Source organism: Bacteroides caecicola (assembly GCF_023337095.1).
In the GTDB taxonomy this organism is placed as follows: Bacteria; Bacteroidota; Bacteroidia; order Bacteroidales; family Bacteroidaceae; genus Phocaeicola; species Phocaeicola gallinarum.
Map to the genome: position 1 here is coordinate 1 of NZ_JAMBLM010000017.1, position 19,563 is coordinate 19,563.

The 19,563-nt window shown below is 46.6% G+C and carries 8 protein-coding genes; 1 reads left to right on the forward strand and 7 read right to left on the reverse strand.

Features of this window, described 5'->3' with window-relative positions:
- Positions 1–100 precede the first annotated feature (100 nt).
- From M3085_RS12750 to M3085_RS12780, 7 genes are all read right to left on the reverse strand, one after another.
- Complete coding sequence (locus M3085_RS12750; protein WP_249053194.1) at positions 101–4,051, reverse strand: hybrid sensor histidine kinase/response regulator transcription factor; 3,951 nt, start codon at positions 4,049–4,051, stop codon at positions 101–103.
- Positions 4,052–4,295: 244 nt separating this feature from the next.
- On the reverse strand, positions 4,296–6,284 hold the full coding sequence (locus M3085_RS12755; protein WP_249053195.1) for a glycoside hydrolase family 97 protein: 1,989 nt from the start codon (positions 6,282–6,284) through the stop codon (positions 4,296–4,298).
- A gap of 8 nt (positions 6,285–6,292) precedes the next feature.
- A complete protein-coding gene (locus tag M3085_RS12760) occupies positions 6,293–7,765 on the reverse strand; it encodes a hypothetical protein (RefSeq protein ID WP_178257087.1) in 1,473 nt (490 codons plus the stop codon).
- Positions 7,766–7,769: 4 nt separating this feature from the next.
- Positions 7,770–9,776 (reverse strand): hypothetical protein, encoded by a 2,007-nt coding sequence (locus M3085_RS12765; protein ID WP_178257086.1) that lies wholly within the window; start codon positions 9,774–9,776, stop codon positions 7,770–7,772.
- Between the two features lie 316 nt (positions 9,777–10,092).
- Positions 10,093–11,811, reverse strand: a complete 1,719-nt coding sequence (locus M3085_RS12770) for a RagB/SusD family nutrient uptake outer membrane protein (protein WP_191710534.1) — start codon at positions 11,809–11,811, stop codon at positions 10,093–10,095.
- Positions 11,812–11,830: 19 nt separating this feature from the next.
- Positions 11,831–14,953: a SusC/RagA family TonB-linked outer membrane protein gene (locus tag M3085_RS12775; RefSeq protein WP_249053196.1), complete on the reverse strand. Its 3,123-nt coding sequence runs from the start codon at positions 14,951–14,953 to the stop codon at positions 11,831–11,833.
- A 93-nt stretch (positions 14,954–15,046) separates the two neighbouring features.
- Positions 15,047–16,978, reverse strand: coding sequence for a glycoside hydrolase family 97 protein (locus M3085_RS12780; RefSeq protein ID WP_249053197.1), 1,932 nt, complete (start codon positions 16,976–16,978; stop codon positions 15,047–15,049).
- Between the two features lie 462 nt (positions 16,979–17,440).
- On the opposite strand from M3085_RS12780, the gene dnaG reads away from it, so the two are divergent.
- Positions 17,441–19,555, forward strand: coding sequence for a DNA primase (gene dnaG, locus M3085_RS12785; RefSeq protein ID WP_249053210.1), 2,115 nt, complete (start codon positions 17,441–17,443; stop codon positions 19,553–19,555).
- Positions 19,556–19,563 lie beyond the last annotated feature (8 nt).

Genomic DNA, 19,563 nt, shown 5'->3' on the forward strand with positions numbered 1-19,563 from the left:
ACAGGCCCTGAATGTTTTTCATGCCGCAAAACTAACAAAGAAGAACAAAGGGAAATAAGAATAACGGTGCAAAAAACAACAAATACGGTTCAGCTTGCCGCTATTGTGCCGTATATTTCTTTCTGAACTCGGTGGGCGAGACACCAAACTGGGTCTGGAAGCATTTGGCAAAATAAGAAGGTGAAGAAAAGCCCACTTGGAAACAGGCTTCACTGCTCGACAAACCTTCTTCCGCCAAAAGCACGGCAGCTTTTTTCAAGCGGATCAGGCGGACGTAATCGTTCGGGGTCATGCCGGCTATGGCTTTCAGCTTGTTGAACAGGCCGGAACGGGATATGCCTGCCTCTTGCGCCAAGATGTCTACGGTAAAATCAGGCTCGGTCATCCGTTCTTCCACTATCTTGGCTACCTTTTCCATAAAGGCGGAGTCTAACTTCGAGCACGACATGCCTGCCGGCGAAGCCATCGGTTCCGACTTAAACTCTCTCCTGCTCCGCTCCCTGTTCTTGAACAGGCTGGCTATTTGGGCTTTCAGCACATCGGCAGAGAATGGCTTCTCGATATAAATGTCGGCGCCGCTTTCAAAACCTTCCACGTAATCGTCGGCTGTAGCCTTTGCCGTCAGCATAATTACCGGGATGTGGCTAACCAAAAGGTTTTCTTTTACTTTACGGCAAAGCTGGATACCGCTCATTACGGGCATCATCACATCGCTGATGATTAAGTCGGGCATGATTTTCGGCAACAGTTCCCATGCCTCTTTGCCGTCAGACGCACACGTCACCCGATAATCAGACAACAACGCCTGCAAATAATTCCTCATATCCTGATTATCATCTACCACCAGAATGTGATACCGCACGGCATCTGCCGCACCGCTGGAAGCAGACGGGGCACTCACTTGGGGCAATGCCTCATCGGGTTTCACTTCCGGCGATTCCGCCATGTCAAAGCGAATAACAAACGTGGTTCCCTTGCCCGGCTCACTCTCTAAGGTCAGTTCGCCTTTCATCATATCTACCAGCTTCTTTACCAAAGAAAGACCGATGCCCGTACCCACGTAATCACTTTTGCGGTTTTCGGCTACCTGATAAAACGGCATGAATATTTTCTCACGGTCTTTTGCCGGAATACCTTGTCCGTCGTCTTTCACGCAAAGCTCTACACGCCTTTCCGGGGTAATCGCCAAGTCAATCCAGATGTGAGAGCCGGTAAACTTCAAGGCATTCGATAACAGATTGCTTACTATTTTGGTAAAAGCCTCCTGATCTACCTTCACGTAACAAGCCTCGTCGGGCATGGTAGTAAGCAGTTCGATCTGTTTTACTTCTGCCGAAAGCTGGAACCGCTGATAAACATTGGCAAGCAATGTCCTGATATCGACTACCGTAAACGCCAAATCCATGCGCCCGGACTCTATCTTCCGGAAATCCATCAGCTGATTGACCAGCGTAAGCAGCCGCTTTCCGTTCCGCTCTATGACTTGCAGTTTCGGCAGTGCGTCTTTTATCGAGCCATCCATCTGCATCACATTTTCAAGCGGAGCCAATATAAGCGTCAGCGGTGTACGGATTTCGTGCATGATATGGGTGAAGAATTCTATCTTGCTTTGGTAAATTTCCTTATCTTTCTCTACGGTCAGTATCGCAATCCGGTTACGATGCTTCCGGTTTATCCGATAAAACACATACACCAGACTACCGATGAAAATCAGAATATAAGAGAAAATCATAGGCATAGACCGCCACCACGGAGGAAGCACCTGAATAGGCAATGCTATCGCATCCTGATTCCACACTCCATCGGAATTCGACGCACTAACCCGAAATACATAATTCCCCGCAGGCAGATTGGTATAAGTTACGCGAGGAGGCAGGTCGGTTTCTGTCCATTCTTTTTCAAATCCCTCCAATTTATACCGATACAGGTTTTTAGACGGATTGGTATAACTTAACGTTACGGCAGTAAAACTGAACATGGAGTGTTCATGGCGCAGGGTCAGACGGTCGGAATAGGTAATCGACGCAGCCAGCGGAGAATGTTCGCTGCCAATCTTAACCGGCTGGTTAAACAACTGGAAATCGGTAAGAATAACGGTTGGAACCTGAATATTATTCCGGATTTTATCGGGATGAAACTCATTGAAACCATTAATGCCTCCTACCATAATCGTACCGTCGGACAGTTGGATTCCTGAATTGGGCAGAAACAGGTTCTCCTGCAAGCCATCGTATTTGTTATACGATTTCGTTTCTCCCGTTGCAGCATCATAACAATACAGTCCGTTGTTAGTGGTAAGCCATAAGTGCCCCTTATCGGCAATGATTTTATGAATAACCCGAATGTAAGAAGGTAAATCTATTTTTACAAAGTTTCCGTTCTTATAATCGTATTTCATCAATCCGTTTCCGTAAGTGCCAAACCACAGGCCACCTCTGTCATCTTTACATACCGTAACAATCTGGTCAGTAGCAATCCGGGATTCTTTGTCTGAAAAACGATGAAAATGTTCCCATTTCTCTGCTTTATAATTGAAGCGGAAGATGCCGTTATTCAGCGAGCATACCCATAAATAATCATCCGCGTCCTCTAAGATACACGAAACATCTGCCGACTTAACTTCATAGATACGTTCAAACTTATCGTTCTGCACGTCGTATCTATTCAAGCCCAATGTAGTACCTACCCAAATTTGATTCCGTTTATCTTTATAAAGCGCATATACTTCCGAAGAATAAAGAGAATACGGCGAAGAGGTAGCCTTGTAATTCTTAAATGTTCCGGTTTTCAAATCGAGAATGTCTAACCCGCCCATATACATCCCCACATACAGTTTATCCCCGTCTTGCATCAGCGCATGAATGTTATGATAAGAAGGTACTGACTTACCCGATGCCGAATAATACGATTTAAACGTATTATCCTGCCTGTTCCAGTAGAAAAATCCGGCATCGTCTGTTCCTATCCATAAATTGTCATTATCTGCCTTTGCAAACACGCTCACGATGCGTGCGTTCAACTGCGAGTTTTTCCGGTTATAATGTTTGTAATTGTCTCCGGTGGCAGAAACGTAATTCACGCCTCCAAAATAGGTTCCTATCCACAACGAACCTTCACGGTCGAAGAACAGTTCATGCAAATAATTGTCATTCAATCCGTCGGGATGCCTGCTATCAACCTTGAGCGAGGTTACTGTCCCGGTATTCGTATCATATTCGGTTAATCCTTCATCGGAAGCAAACAGCAGGACTCCTATACCTTTCTCAACGATTTTACGGACCTGAAGCGGACGGTTGACTCCAAAGGGCTTTACGGCAGACACTAATTGCTTTTTCGATTTATCCAAACGGAAAAGCCCCTCTGTATTGCTGCCCGCCCACAGATTATTCCGCGAATCTTCGAATATCACCCGTATGCTTTTCACCGTATTGGAAGCAATAGGCTGAAACACATCTTTAGAAGGGATGTACCTCCCGATGCCTGCATCTTGTGTGGCGAGCCATATCGTACCGGAGCTGTCTTCCGTAACCGAATAAACGAAATCGGAGATTGACTTGCCGGGCGACACGTACTGATACAATTTCCCCTGCCGCACGTCGAAACGGAAAACGCCTTGCCCGAATGTCGATATCCACAGGTTTCCCTTGCTGTCTTTCGTTACTTGCCTCACGGGAGTGCGAATGCCTTCGCCTGCTTCGGTACGGACATCGAATTCCGAGAAACTTTCCATACAAAGATTAAATACAGACAAACCTTCATCGCTGCCTACATAAAGCTGTTGTTCGTGCTCAAACACGGTATAGATACAAGGCCCTAACGTTTTTACCTGCGAATCTCTCCATACCTGTATCTGATTGCCATCGAAACTGTGCAGTCCGTCAATCGTTCCGAACCACATTCTGCCTTTCGAATCTTGCATAATGCAATAAACCGCATTGACCGACAGACCTTCACTTATCGTATAATATCTGAAATTATTGGCATGACCGTGCAATGACAGCAGACAAAGATTAAACAGGACGAAATATAATATATGAGTAATTCTTAGCATCGTGACGTATGATTAACAACTCTCTCTTTACAAAAATACGAAAAATAGCGCAATCCTGCATCTTTATTGACAAGATTTTAAATTCAAGCCTTCGCGGTTGAATATTTATCAGTCAGTTATTTGGCAGAAGAATCACGTCGTACGATATAGAAATCCAGCTTGCATGTACAAATAATCCCCCGCTCTTACAGAAGGAGAAACTCTTCCGCTGTAAGAAACGGGGAATACAACAGATAAAGTAATTTTATTTCACACGGATAGCAAAACCACCTCCCGGAGCCAAATGTATTTTCAGGCGAGTATTTCCATTAAGCTCAACGGGTACACACCGATAATCTTTACCTGTGCGATGTGCGTTAACTCCGTCTTTATATAAAACTCCTTCATAATTCTTGTTGCCTAAGAAAGAGCAGTCTATCTCAATGTCGCGTGCCTGCCAGTCGGTAAGTCCGCCAATATACCAAACATCTCCTTTACGGCGTGAAGTCACGATGTAATCGCCCATCCGTCCGTCGAGTACACGGGTTTCGTCCCACACGGTAGGAATATCCATGATAAACTGCGCACATTCAGCTTCGCGTGCGTAGTTTTGCGGCGTATCACACAGCATGTTCAGCGGCGATTCCAGCACCACGTACAATGCCAACTGACGGCAGCGTGTTCCCTGACTCATCGGTTCGGAGTTACACGGATAGAAACTTTCTTTCACTGCATTGCGCATTGCTCCTTGCGTATAGTCCATCGGGCCTGCCACCTGACGAATATAAGGCAGGGTTACATCGTATTCTACTTGGTCGACTTCCGCCGTACTCCACTTCATGTTTTCAAGTCCGTGGACGCCCTCGAAATTCAAGATATTCGGATAAGTACGGTTCAGTCCCGAAGGTTTGTACATGCCGTGCAGGTCGAGCAGCAGTTTGTACTTCGCACACATCGCAGCCGCACGGTAGTTAAAGTCTACCATCTCTTGGTCATCGCGGTCCATAAAGTCTACCTTGAAGCCTTTCACCCCCATCTCGGCATAATGGCGGCAAATGTTCTCCATATCGCGTTCGAAAGCATAATAACCGGCCCACAAGATGATACCCACTCCTTTAGCGGAAGCATAATCAATCAACTCCTTCAGGTCGATATCCTTTACCACCTGCATCAAGTCTGCCTTCAGGTTTACTGCCCATCCTTCATCAAGAATTACATACTCCAAACCGTTTTGTGCAGCAAAATCAATATATGCCTTATAGGTATTGTTATTTACGCCTGTCACAAAGTCCACTCCGTCTAAGTTCCAGTCGCTCCACCATTCCCATGCCACCTTTCCGGGTTTCACCCATGAAATATCGTCAATGCGCGACGGAGAAGCCAGCAAATAAGTCATATCACATTCAGCCAACGCTTTGTCCTCGGCAGCCACAATCGCCATGCGCCACGGGAAAGAACGACTGCCATCTACCTTTGCGATGAAAGCCTCACGCTCTTTTACCAGCATCTGCAACATGTTGTGTCCGCCCTGTATGCTCTTCTTCGGATACGGAGCATGAACCCCCGTCAGCTTGTTTCCACCCTCGGAAGCCGACAGATACAGTCCCGGAAAACTTTCCAAATCAGACTCGGTGATACATACCTTTATCCCGTCTTCCGTCTCTACCACCAGCGGCAGGAACATCAGGCGTTTTTTATCCAGTTTCGACAGTTTGTCGGTAACATACGTATTTTCAAATGCACTGTAAAACTGTGCTTCGAGCGTACCGTCTTTTGCCCGCGGAACTACGTAAGGAACCGTGGCTTTTACATCGGAAGGGAAACAATAACTTACTTCTTCATCCAAAATATTGAACGGCTTCGTCACACGGCTTACGAAACGGTAGGCAATGCCATCGTTGTAGGCACGGAACTCTACGTTCCATCCCTTCTTGAATTTCAAGGTCAATCCGTTGTAATGGTCGCGTACCTGCGCGCGGCGGTAAAGAGGCGAAGCTATCACTTCATCCACACTCTTGCGCGAAGTACCCGACAAGCGGGGACTTTCGCCCCACGTCGTGCCGTCGTCTAATGTCATACCCAACGGAGAATCAGCCAACACCTGCTTCCCGTTGCAGCGGATATCGTAAGTAAGCCGTTCGCCTACCTTAACAGTAGTGACCAGTCGTCCGTCGGGCGACTTCAGTTCAAACGTTTTCTGCGCATACGCGCCAAACGTTACCAAACAAAATAAATATAGAACTATTTTCTTCATGCCTGTAATCAATTAAGAGAAATAACCTTAGCCGTAAGCGTGCTTCCTTCAGGCAGTTCTACAGAAGCTGTGGCAATCGTATTGCCATTGTTGTCTTGCGTCTGTACGGTAGAATAAGTTTTCCCGTCTACCTCAACCTGCGGACAGTTGCCTACAAACGAAACCTCCCAAGTCAAATCCTTGCCGGTATTGTTTACTATTTCAGTAGCCGAACGTCCCGTATGTTTCACCGTAACATAGCCATCCATTACAGGAACATTTGCTATCTGTGCTTCATTTACTCCCTCCGGTAAGCGCGAACAAGTAGCAATCGTATTCCGGCTGGCAGAAGGAACCACACCCATCATGCCGCTAACCATCCCTTCGACAATACCATACGATACTTCCGGATATTCGGAACGGTCCATCTGAGGCAAAGTAACCATGTAATCGTAAGCCTCTTTATAATATCCTAACCGATACAACAGAACCGGGAAAGCCGACAAGTTTTCTACGTTCCACTCCCTGCTCAGAATATCTTTTACGGAAGCACGGATGCGGTCGGGATTCTCTGTAGCCCCAAACCATAAGATGAAAGGAACTCCCTCACCCCGATAAAATTTGCGGTCTTCCGTCCAGAAAGTCTGATAATACGAACTGTCTTCGCTCCACCACTGGTTTTCCATGATGTCGCGATACTGAAGCGCACGCAACATATCCTGCTGTGCCTGTTCTTCATTGCCGCACAATGCAGCAATCCGGGCATGGGCATTATATCCGGCATACAGAGATGCCAGCAAATCGACCCCCATCGTCAATCCTCTGAAATTCTCGACATACGAAGCCAGTCCCCTGCAAGTATGGAAATTGTTGTTCACATCAAAATTGTCCGGCTGGTTCATATAGCGCGGGCGAGCCATTACATTCTCAGGCTCCAGCTTCCAGCGAGTGATGTATTCATTCAATGACTTGTCGTAAAAATTGGTGAAACAAGAATCGGTAAGATAATCCTTATCGCCCGTCCATTCGTACATTTTCAGGCAAGCCTGCATTACGTCGAAGTTGGCATTCAGGTTATACCAAAATTCGCTGTCGTTCAGGTAATCGGCGGGAGCGGGTTTATTATAACGGTTTATCTCCCAGTACGTACACCAATCTTTGCTCTCGCTGATGTTTTCCGCAAAGCGGGTAAACATATTTTTGTTATGCTGCCCAAGTCCCAATATCTGGGCTCCGACCGACTGATGAGACACGTCTCTCATGCAAAACGCCTCACGCTGCGGCAAAGCCGCTTCATACCAATAGCCTACCGAATCCGTTCCGTCGTGAGCATACGACAATGCCGTCTTTTTCGCCCACATATACACATTTTCCAAATCCTTGTCGGACGATGTAAATACAGAAATCTGCTCCGGAGTAAGTTGTCCGTCATTCTCCTTTTGAGAAGTGCCACACCCCATCAGGCATAAAACCGACAAACCAATAAGTAAAGTGTGTTTCATAAAATCACATTAATTTGATGTTAATAGAATTTCCGTCTTTCACTGTATAAGTTTTCTTTTTCCCTTTCTGCCAAACAGACACTTGCAACTTTCCATTAGCCAAGCGATTGACTTCCATGTCGAATGTAGTTCCGAAAGCACAAATGTTGCGAAGCCTCATCTCATTCCATGCCTGCGGAAGCCGGGGAGTGGCGATAAATTCCTTAAATCCGACCGGACGAATGCCAAACATGCCTTCGGTGATGATGCGCCCGTATAAGCCGCTTTCTGCCGACAAGTGACGCTGTCCGCCTTCCGGCCATGCTTCGATGGCATAAGGCACGTGTTCACCCAACAGACGGGTTGCCGAATAACGGTGCAGGTAATCGGTAGCCTTTTCGGTTTCGCCTGCCGCATAGACTCCACGCAGAGCATAAAGTGTAGAACGGTCCCAGAAAGTCTGGTCGCCTGCTTGGGTCAGCAGCCCGTTTTCCGTCCACAAGCGGGGTGAGAACAGAGCATCGATGGTTCCTTGCGCACGTTCGTTGATACCCACCGTAAGCGGGATGCAAATCCATGAACGGAGAATGTCATTACCCTTATAATAAGCGTAGGTATCAAATCCCTCAACTTTGGCTCCAAAGTATTTTTCGATGTTTTTACGCAGTTCGGCTGCTTGGCTGCGGTATGTATTGGCAATCTTACTACCCTTGTTCAATTCTTTTGCAAGGTAAGAAGCCGAAATCAGCGCATCGTAGTAGAGCGATGACGTACAGAGGTTCGCATCGCCCGACGGGAAACGGTTCTCCAGCTCGTCGGTATCCGATGTCACCACGCCCTCGGCATTCAGTTTGCGCTTGCAGTATTCCAGACACCACGTAATGAGTTGCCACAATTCTTCCGCCACCTCACGGTTTCCGTAAGCCAACGCATAACGCGATGCTCCGTACGCTATCATTGCCGCATCCCCGCGGTCGCCTACTCCGTTCCAGATGTCCAGCCCTTCGGCCACTATCGAACTGGGAATGGGTTTCCATTCGTCGTTCATAAAGCGTGCGAAATGACGGAACGAGTTCAGTGCGGAAGCATTGCCGTATTCATACCCGGTGAAAGGGAAATAAGCATTGATATACTCTGCTTGGTCGTTAGCCCAAATAGCCGCGTAATACGATTCTCCTCCGGGGCCGTGCATGGGGCCGCCCTGTGTTTCGTAGATACTTTCGCAAGCACGGATTTTAGAAAAAGCAAACATGCGGTTGATAACAGAATCGGGAGTTTCTAACACCAGTTTATCCATCCATCCGTTTACCAAATCCATGCGTTTCGCCTTCTCAGCCTCAGCATCAATCTTTACCGGACTTTCATTCTGCCGATGTGCAGAAACAGAAGCAGTAAAGCGCAGGGTATCGCCGGGCTGCAAGGTGAAAAATCCGTTGCGGTCAAGTTTTCCTTCGATGGTATACGAGCCTGTCACCCCTTTGGCAGGGTCTGTATGAGCCACAAAACCGTCTTCCGGTATTTCAATGGAAAGGTTGCCCTTACCCGTATTCACCACCTGATACAGTTCCACCAAAGCAGGAAGTTCTGCCGAAGGCAGATATTCGCGGGTCAGCTCCCACTGTCCGTAATAACCCTGATCGAACGTACTCTTTACCGTAAGCATTCCTTTCAGCGTAATATCTTTTACTTTCTCGTTGGTAAAGCTGCGTCCGTTTACCGTGATGCCGCTCAGCGGATTCCAATCGTAACGACGCATCAGGCTGGCATGGGTATTGTTGGGGATAGTTCGCAGCAGAGGCCATACCATGCTTTTATTCAGTGTGAATCCTCCGTTGCAATCCACTCCGTATCGCAATACCACCGATACTTGTTTGCCGCTCATTTCAATATGGTCTTCGTGAGGAATCTGCCCGTCAACTGTCCACACGATTTTATTATCCGGTGCAATATGCCAACGTGGAGATTCATCAGCCGCCCCGTTTAAGGCAAGCAATGAACATCCGGCTACAGCCAGTGTTTTAAACACATTCATAACATTCTAATTTTTATTCAGTTACTATTCTATGATTTATCTCGAACAACAGGTTTGTCCAAACGTTATCAGGCTTTGTCAGCGGCTTGAAAAACGCTATGGGAAGAACCGATCAACACTATGGGTAGAACCGGTCAACGCTACCGCATAAGATGAGTAACACTAACGGTAGTGTTTTCCGATGGGTAAAAATAAAAAATATGCCCGTATTTTTTTCAAAACGCGGGCACATTTATTTATAAACGCGGCAGCGTTTATTGCTACTATAACCTAACCCTACACATCTATCGGTTCATGTTGTTCTGATTCTGTACGATTACAAGTCAGAGTAACCCGGATTTTGTTCCAACGCACTGTTCTTGCGACGCTCATAGTTCGGTATCGGGACAAGATAGTGGTTCGGAGCTATAAAGCTACGTACTTTTCCTAACTCTATTATCTTATAGTTCTTTACACCATTCAATTTCTTCAAGATTCGGATGCCGTGGAATTGCCCGACTTGATTTTCTTCAGCATTTTTCCAGCGACGTACATCGAAGAAACGATGTTCCTCAAAGGCTAATTCAACCTTACGTTCTTGCTGAATAGCCTCGAACAGTTCGTCACCGCTCGCTGTAATATCCGGAAGCATATCGGGGATATCTTGTTCCAAATACTGTACACCGTAGTTACGTGCTCTTTGACGTATCAAGTTCAGGTATTTACGAGCCGTTTCTTCATCTCCGGCAAAATAAGATGCTTCGGCATAATTCAAGTAAATTTCACCCAAACGGCAATAGATCCACGGCTGACTTCCTTTATCTGTCCAAGCCACACGCAAGGTTTCATCCATAAACTTACGAATGGTATAGTGAGACTTAGAATAGTTCCAGTTTTGATTTCCGAATTCACTATCTATACCACCTGATACAACTTCAATCTTATGAGTTTTCTCATTTTCGGTTTCCTGCACATAGAAAGCAACTTCACGTCCTCTGAACTCTTGTCCGTCGCATAAGACAGATGCATAGAAACGCGGGTCACGGTTTTGCCACGGATTAACATCCGTTGAATCGCCTGTGGTATACCATGTCCTGTCAGGGAATGTTCTTCCCGGCAATTCATAGCTGTCAACCATTTCTTGAGTAATGCAAGTACCGGAATAGCCACCGTACCCGTTAGGTGAGTTATCCCAATCAAAATAATGTCCGTGCTCTTGGTCATACAAGCGTTCGAAAATGATTTCCTGACTTTCAGGATTCAAGAACATACCTCCATAATCGGGATCCAAATCCATACCATTGGCTAAACACAAGTCGATAACCTCTTTGGCTGCATCAGCTGCCTCTTGATAGGTTCTACCGCTTTCCGAAGCCCATAACGGACTGGCTGCATACAGCAACATACGGCTCTTCATCGCCTTTGCCGCAATACTTGTTGCTCGTCCAAAGTCAGCGTCATCACTATATTGTTCAGGCAAATAGTTTGCAGCGCGGTCAAACCATGTAATAATGGAGTCTACGCATTCCTTATAGCTTGCACGTTTCACATCCATCATCTCGTCGGTATCTTCAAGATTATAAGACTTCGTTATAATAGGCACACCGCCGTAACGGTTTACCAATGACATGTAATAGAAAGCGCGGAAAAAGGTTTCTTCGCCTATCAGGTAGCTTCTTTCCGGTTCGTCTACCTGATTTACATAGTCCATGTTTTCGAAGAAGATGTTACAGTTCTTGATGTTCTCATAATACGCACTCCAGATATCCAAGTTACCCAACTGGTCGGGAGTTACGCTTCCTTCAAGTACCGTGTACGAAGATTGCCAGTTAAAGTTATTATACGTTTCATCACATGAGAAGCGCAAAGCGCTCTGATCCCAACCGGTTTGAGGCAGGTTATAGTTACGGTGTACGTATGACTGTAACAGGCTTACATCAGTAAACACATCTTCTTTTGTATAAGTGTCTAAAGGCTCAACATCCAAGATGTCGCACGCTCCTACAGAAGCTATCAATGCCCCAAGACCAATCGTTTTAAATATTTTTGTTTTCATATACGTATTCTTTTAAAGGTTAGAAAGTGACATTAACGCCAAACGAATAAGTTTTTGCCATCGGATATGCCTGATTAAAGCCGGTAGCTTTTGAGTCCGGGTCTTGTATCTTAATCTTATCAAACGTCAGCAAGTTTGTACCCGTCAATGACAGGCGGATGTTCTGCATCTTCAAGCGTTCTACGATTCGTTGCGGCAGGTTATAAGCTATTTCCACATTCTTCAAACGGATGAACGAAGCATCATACAGCCAGAAATCGCTCCATTTCGTATTGATTTGGTCGTCTTTATTGAAAGCTCTCGGATATTTGGAGTTCGGAGTTTCTTCGGCAGAAATCCAACGGTTTTCATAGAAATCCTTATCCAAGTTATAAGAGTAAGGCACAATCATCTGGCTGGCTCTCCCTTGTCCTGTCCACAACATGCTTACTTCCAATCCTTTCCATTCGATGCCGTAGTTGATACCGTACACGATTTCAGGAACGTTGCTGGTATTGCTGCGGATTCGGTCGTTATCCGTTATTTCTCCGTTACCGTCTACATCTACGTATTTGATGTCACCCGGCTGAGTTCCTGACAAATGCGGAGTGCTGTTAATCTCATCCCAAGTCTGGTAAATACCGTCGGTTTTATACATCAACCACGTATCCATCGGGCCTCCCGTTTCACGTTGCCAGTCGGGAATGTTGGCAGCTTCATCGAAATATACAATCTTGTTTCTTGCGAAGGTAAAGTTACCGCTTACATAATAATTTACGTTTCCTATCTTATTACGGTGACTCAACATAAATTCGATACCTTGATTATTGACCTCACCCAAGTTTTCATCGGGAAGCGTATTTCCCAATCCGGTGTAGTAAGGGATAGAAGCCTGACGCGGAGCAAGGATATCGGTACGCTTCTGGAAGAAATATTCAACAGTAAATCCTAACATGCCATCCCAGAAAGTTCCGTCGACACCGATGTTCTTCGAGTCTACTTTCTCCCATGTAATATACGGATTGGCAAGCACGCCCGGGTAAATGGCTTTGCCCAATGCCGGAGTTCTGCCTAAAATGGCACCGTTCTCCATCACATACGGACTTACGTATTGGAAAGCGTCTACGTTATCGTTACCTAACTTACCCCAAGAAAGTCTCAACTTCAGGTCGTTGATGAAAGGAGCTTTCTCGCGGATGAACTTTTCTTCGCTGATACGCCAACCGGCAGACAAACCGGGGAATGTACCCCAACGATGACCGGGAGCAAAGTTCATTGAACCGTCTCGACGGATAGAGAACTCAAACATATAGCGGTCTTTAAACGTATAGTTCAAACGTCCGAAGAAGTTCTGGCGCACTGAAATATAGCCGCTACCGGAGTTGGTCTTTTCACGGTCTCCACCAAAGTTTAGGTAATCCAGCTTACTGTTTAAGAAATAGTTACGTTCTGCCGCAAATACTTCACCATCGTACTTGTTTTGTTCGTAAGCCACGAATGCGCTTATATGGTGATCGCCAAATACTCGGTCGTAAGCCAACTTCAGGTGCAGCGTACGAGACAAGTTGTTCTCATGCGACTGGTCCAACTTAATCGTACCTCCTTCGGGGTTAGTGGTTTGCTTATCATAATTACCCGTCAGTGTATTATAAGTATAGGTATCCCATACATCCCACATCTGCTTTTCATTGCGGAAATGGAAGTTGAACGCTCCGTAACCCGACAAAGAAAGTCCTTCGGTAATCCACGGCATGTTCAGTTCGAAAGCAAACTTCGAGTTTATAAAGTAATCGTCTACTCTATCGTATCCCGTATCTTTTCCGGAAGCAAGGATAGCAATGTTATTTCCGTTATTGATACCCGGTCCCGGCAATCCGTTCGGATAATAATCGTACATGTGAGGGGGAACTTGCATCGCTTCCCAGAAGATGGTAGACGTAGGATAGATAGACTGGTTACGACGCTCTTTACGTCCGTCGAGGTTTACACTGATTTTCAAATCTTTTGTTACCTGAGCATCAATATTCGAACGTACCTGATAGGTATTATAGTTGAATACCGTATTCTCATACATCGGTTCCTGATAAGAATAGTCGCCTGAAACGTAATATTTTACCTTATCCGTGCCTCCGTTGATAGACAGAGAGTGACGGGTTTGGGGAGCTACGCCACGGAACAATACGTCCATCCAGTCGGTATCGCCATACTGGTTGCGGTCAATCGTTCCGTCCAAATAACCGTTTTTCACGCTTTCCCAAAGAGGAGTCTGATTGTTATACCGCTTGATTTCATCATCGTAAACCATGTACTCATAGGCATTCATCAAGTCGGGTGTACGGGTGTTTTGAGCCAGCGTTACCGAACCGTTATAGTTTACGACCGGTTTGCCGTTGGCAGACGAACCGCGCTTGGTAGTAACCAAGATAACACCGTTGGCAGCCTGCGCACCATAGATAGCGGCAGAAGCATCTTTCAATACGTTGATAGACTCAATATCGTTCGGATTCAAACGCTCCAAGTTACTGATGCCATTACGGTCTGCCACACCATCGATTACAACCAGCGGACTATTGCTATTCAATGAACCTTTACCACGGATATAAATATCAGACCAGTCATTGCCCGGTTCACCGGAATTCGAGGTAGTAATTACACCCGGAATCTTACCGGCAAACATATTGGTAACGTTCGGTGTACCGGTGGCTTTCAGTTCGCTTCCTTTTACCGTAGCCACAGACCCGGTTACGGTTGCTTTCTTCTGTACGCCATAACCTACCACCACTACTTCCTCCAACGCTTGCGTATCTTCACCAAGCTCTATGTGTTGGGGCTGAGCCGTAGCCTTGATTTCCAAACTCTGATATCCGATATAAGATATTTCCAAAATAGAACCTACGGGAGCTTGTAACATATAGTTACCGTCGATGTCGGTAATCACTCCGTTGGTAGTACCTTTTACAACCACATTAGCACCGATGATAGGTTCGCCCGTCTTCTGATCTACAACTGTTCCTTTCAGCGTAACATCCTGCTGAACGATAGGAGCAGCATCCGTTGCTTCATGGGCGGTAGCGGGACTTGCAAACGTCGGCAAAATTCCCCATGCAAGCATACCCGCTATCAAGAGATGCTTGCTACTTGAACTTGATTGAAATGTTTTCATTAGATAAGTAATTAGATTTAGTAAGTATGTGTTCACACGATTAGATAATTAATCAATGGGCTTTACGGGAGTTTGGATAACTCCCGCAAATACTTATTTGATGATAGCCGCATAACCTCCGCCATCATACATCTTGATGGTTACGGTATCGCCTTGTTTTACTTTCTTGGTGCGGCAGGCGAAGTCTCTTGCCTGTATGTCGACATTTACTCCGTCTTCCCAGCTGGTCATCGTTTTTGTTCCTTTGATGAAGTCGAGGTTGATGTCGAAGGTTTGTCCTTTTTTACCTACCATGCCGCCAATATACCATGTGTCTCCCGAACGGCGGGCCACTACCACGTATTCTCCTACCGATGCTTTCAGCACGCGGGTCTCGTCCCATACCACGGGCACTTGGCTCAAGAACTCCATGCACTTTTCTTCGCGGTAGTAGTTTGAAGGAGAGTCGGCCAACATCTGCAACGGGCTTTCGTATACCACGTACATGCCCAACTGATGGCAGCGTGTACCCACGGAGGCAGGAAGGTTAAACCATATCTTGTGGTCTTTTTCGTGGAAGTTGAGCATCGCTCCCGGCGTATAGTCCATCGGACCTGCCACCATGCGTGTAAAAGGCAACGTTACGTTATGTTCCGGAGTAACGAAACTGCCCCATTTATGATTCTCAAGACCGGCTACTCCTTCCGAAGTCAGCACGTTGGGGAAAGTACGTAACCATCCGGTAGGTTTGTAAGCTCCGTGGAAGTCTACCAACAGTTTGTGTTCGGCAGCTTTGCGAGCTACGGTGTAATAGAAGTCAACCATCTCTTGGTCATCGCGGTTCATGAAGTCCATCTTGATACCTTTGATACCCCATTTGCTAAACAGGTCGAATGCTTCATCCAACTTTTCGCGGAACGGAGCCCAAGATACCCACAAAATAAGATCGACGTTCTTTTTCTTTCCGTAAGCCACCAGTTCCTCCATGTTGATTTCGGGAACGGTCTTGGTTACATCCCATGCTTCCGACCATCCGTCATCGAGCACCACGTACTCGATTCCGTAACGCGAAGCAAAATCGATATAATATTTATACGTCTCATTATTCACACCCGCTTTGAAATCTACATCATACAGCGCCAAAGCGTTATACCAGTCCCATGCGATTTTTCCCGGACGTACCCATGAGTAGTCTCCTTCCGATTCGGGAGCCAACTTATAGATAAGCTGATTGGTTATCAGGTTGGCATCATCTTCGGCCACAATCATCGCACGCCACGGATAGTTGCGCGTTCCGCTCACGCGGGCAAGATAATCGGCACGCTTGGTGGGGAATATCTGACGGTCGTCGGTTTTTTCATCCTCCAACGAGTAAGCGGCAAACTTGCCTGCCAGTTCGTATTTGCCCTGTTTCTTCAAGAACATTCCCGGATAACTTTCCAAATCGGATTCGCTGATGAAGATACGCGCCTTATCGTCTATCTTTATCAGGATGGGAGTGCTGCAAAACTGTTCCGGACGAATTTCAGAAAGTTTCATCGGCTTAAACAAAGGTTGCTGTGCCGACAGCATGGTACGTTCTTCGGGGAACAATGTGTTATAGTCTTTCGGGAAACAATAAGTAGCTTCTTCGCTCAGCACTTTTAAAGAATCGGCAAAATCGGTATGAAACCGGTAAGCCAGACCGTCATCGTACACCCGGAAACGAAGCTGGTATTTATCTGCGCTCAACACCATTTCATTATAATGGTCGCGTATCGTTTTGCTCTTCTGACGAATGACCGGAGTCAGCGTTTTATCTTCTGAAAGGTAATCCACATCGGTAACTTTCATATTCCGGCCGATAACCGTACCGTTATCGAATGTCATTGAGATAGGAGAAGGACTTAATACGACCTGTCCTTTAAAGCTCACAGAATAGGTGGTAATCGCTCCCGTTTCCACATTTACGACGATGTTTTCATCGGGAGATTTTACGATGTAATTTTCCGCCATCATCTTGCCTCCGCACAAGATTAACGAAAGTATCAATAAAGTCTTTTTCATAAATAGGTTTTTTGATTAGTTAACTTTGATGGCAAAGGTATAAGATAGAAGTAAAACCCATGAAACGAAGAGTACAAACTACGGTCAGAAAAGTACAAACCACTATCTCTATTGTCCAAAATCCTGCCTCTATTGTCCAAATAAATCAGTAACATACTGATAATCATATAAATACTAACATAACCGATTTCTGATATATTTCCGTTCTTTTTTACAGCTTTCAGCACCTGAAATATCAGCACCGGTTCAAATTTACCGGTGCAGTTCCTCCCCAAAACGCAACCGTTAGTGTCAGTCATCTTATGCGGTAGCGTTGACCAACGCTTCCCATAGCGTTGCCCGGTTCTTCCCATAGTGTTTTAAGCCTCTGACAAAGCCGGATGAAAATAAAAACAAATGCTCATCTTCGCACAAAAAATAAAACGTCTGTTCCAGTTTTTTCCGTACATTTGTCGTTTGATTATGATAGACCAAGCCACCATAGACCGTATATTGGACGCCGCACAAATAGTTGATGTGGTTTCCGAATTTGTAACGCTACGCAAACGGGGCGTCAACTACATCGGGCTATGCCCGTTCCACAACGAAAAAACCCCTTCGTTCAGCGTATCGCCCAGCAAGGGAGTATGTAAATGTTTCAGCTGCGGAAAGGGAGGAAACGTGATTCACTTCATTATGGAGCACGAACAGCTCTCGTATTACGAAGCACTGAAATGGCTGGCGCGGAAGTACAACATCGAAATCAAGGAACGCGAACTGACCAACGAGGAGAAGCAGGCAAACAGCCTGCGCGAAAGTCTGTTCGTGGTCAACCAGTTTGCTTCCGAATATTTTCAAGACATTTTATATAATCACATCGACGGGCAACGCATCGGAATGACGTACCTGCGCGGACGTGGATTCCGGGATGACATCATCAAGAAATTCCAATTAGGATACAGCACGGAGAGCCGCGACGCACTGGCAAAGGCTGCCTTGCAGAAAGGTTACAAAGAAGATTTCCTGATTAAAACCGGACTGTGTTACAAAAAAGACGACGGGACCCTGCGCGACCGCTTTTGGGGACGTGTCATCTTCCCGGTACATACCATTTCGGGAAAGGTGGTGGCGTTCGGAGGGCGTGTGTTGAGTGCAGCAACGAAAAACGTGCAGATGAAATACGTCAACTCGCCCGAATCGGAAATCTACCACAAAAGCAAAGAGCTGTATGGCATTTATTTTGCCAAGCAAGCAATCGTCCGTCAAGACCGCTGTTTCCTTGTAGAAGGTTACACCGACGTGATTTCGATGCACCAAAGCGGAATTGAGAACGTGGTAGCCTCATCGGGTACGGCGCTTACGTCCGACCAAATCCGGTTGATTCACCGCTTTACGAATAACATCACCGTGCTTTACGATGGCGATGGAGCGGGTATCAAGGCAAGCATCCGAGGCATTGACATGTTGTTAGAGGAAGGCATGAACGTCAAAGTCTGCCTCCTGCCCGACGGCGACGACCCCGACAGCTTCGCCCGCAAGCACAACGCTACGGATTACCAAGCCTATATCAACGCCCACGAGGTGGATTTTATCCGCTTCAAGACCAACCTGCTGTTGGAAGAAGCCGGGAAAGACCCCATCAAGCGTGCCGGACTGATTTCGAGCATCGTGAAGAGTATCTCGGTGATACCCGACGCCATTGTGCGTTCGGTATACATCCGCGAATGCAGCCAGTTGCTCCAGATGGAAGAAAAAATATTGGTGGAAGCCACGGCGAAACTTATCGAACAGGCGCGCGAAACAAAATTCAAGGAAGAACAGCGCAAACGGGAACGGGAGCAGCGCAACGCCCTTTCGCCTGCTGACGAAACACGGCAGTCGCAACCTGCCGGCACGCTTCCCCCATCGGATGCATCGACACCCGTTCCGCCTCCTCCCGCTCCGGAAGACATACCCGCGTCTGTTATCTCGCCCGCGCCTCAAAGTGAAGAACCGGACAATTACACTTCGTTTATCCCCACCACGGGAAACGAACAAAGCGTTTTCTATGCCAAAGAAGAAGAATTAATCCGGATGCTGATACGCCACGGCGAGAAAATCATGTGTTACGTAGAAGACGAGAACGGCGAGCAGCACCCGCTGACTGTTATCGAATGTATCGCTTCAAGCCTGAAAGAAGACGAACTTCAGTTTCACGATGCACTCCACCGCCGGGTTCTGAAAGAAGCGGAAGCCCACTTGCACGATGAACATTTTACCGCCGAGCGGTATTTCATCGCCCATCCCGACCCGCAGGTAAGCAAACTTGCCGTAGACATGATAAGCGAGCGTTACCAACTTAGCAAATACCACTCGAAAGGGCAGAAAATAGTGACCGACGAAGAACGTTTGTACGAACTGATTCCCCGCCTGTTGGTCGACTTCAAACTGTCTATCGTAGACGAGGAAATGAAGCACACGCTTCAGGCGCTGACCGACCCTGCCATCGCCAACGACCCGGTGCGCTGTGCGGAAATCATGAAACGCTACAAGGAACTGCACGAAACACAGAGCCTGATGGCACAAAATGCCGGCGACCGCGTGGTGTTAAAACCGTAAGCGGAAAA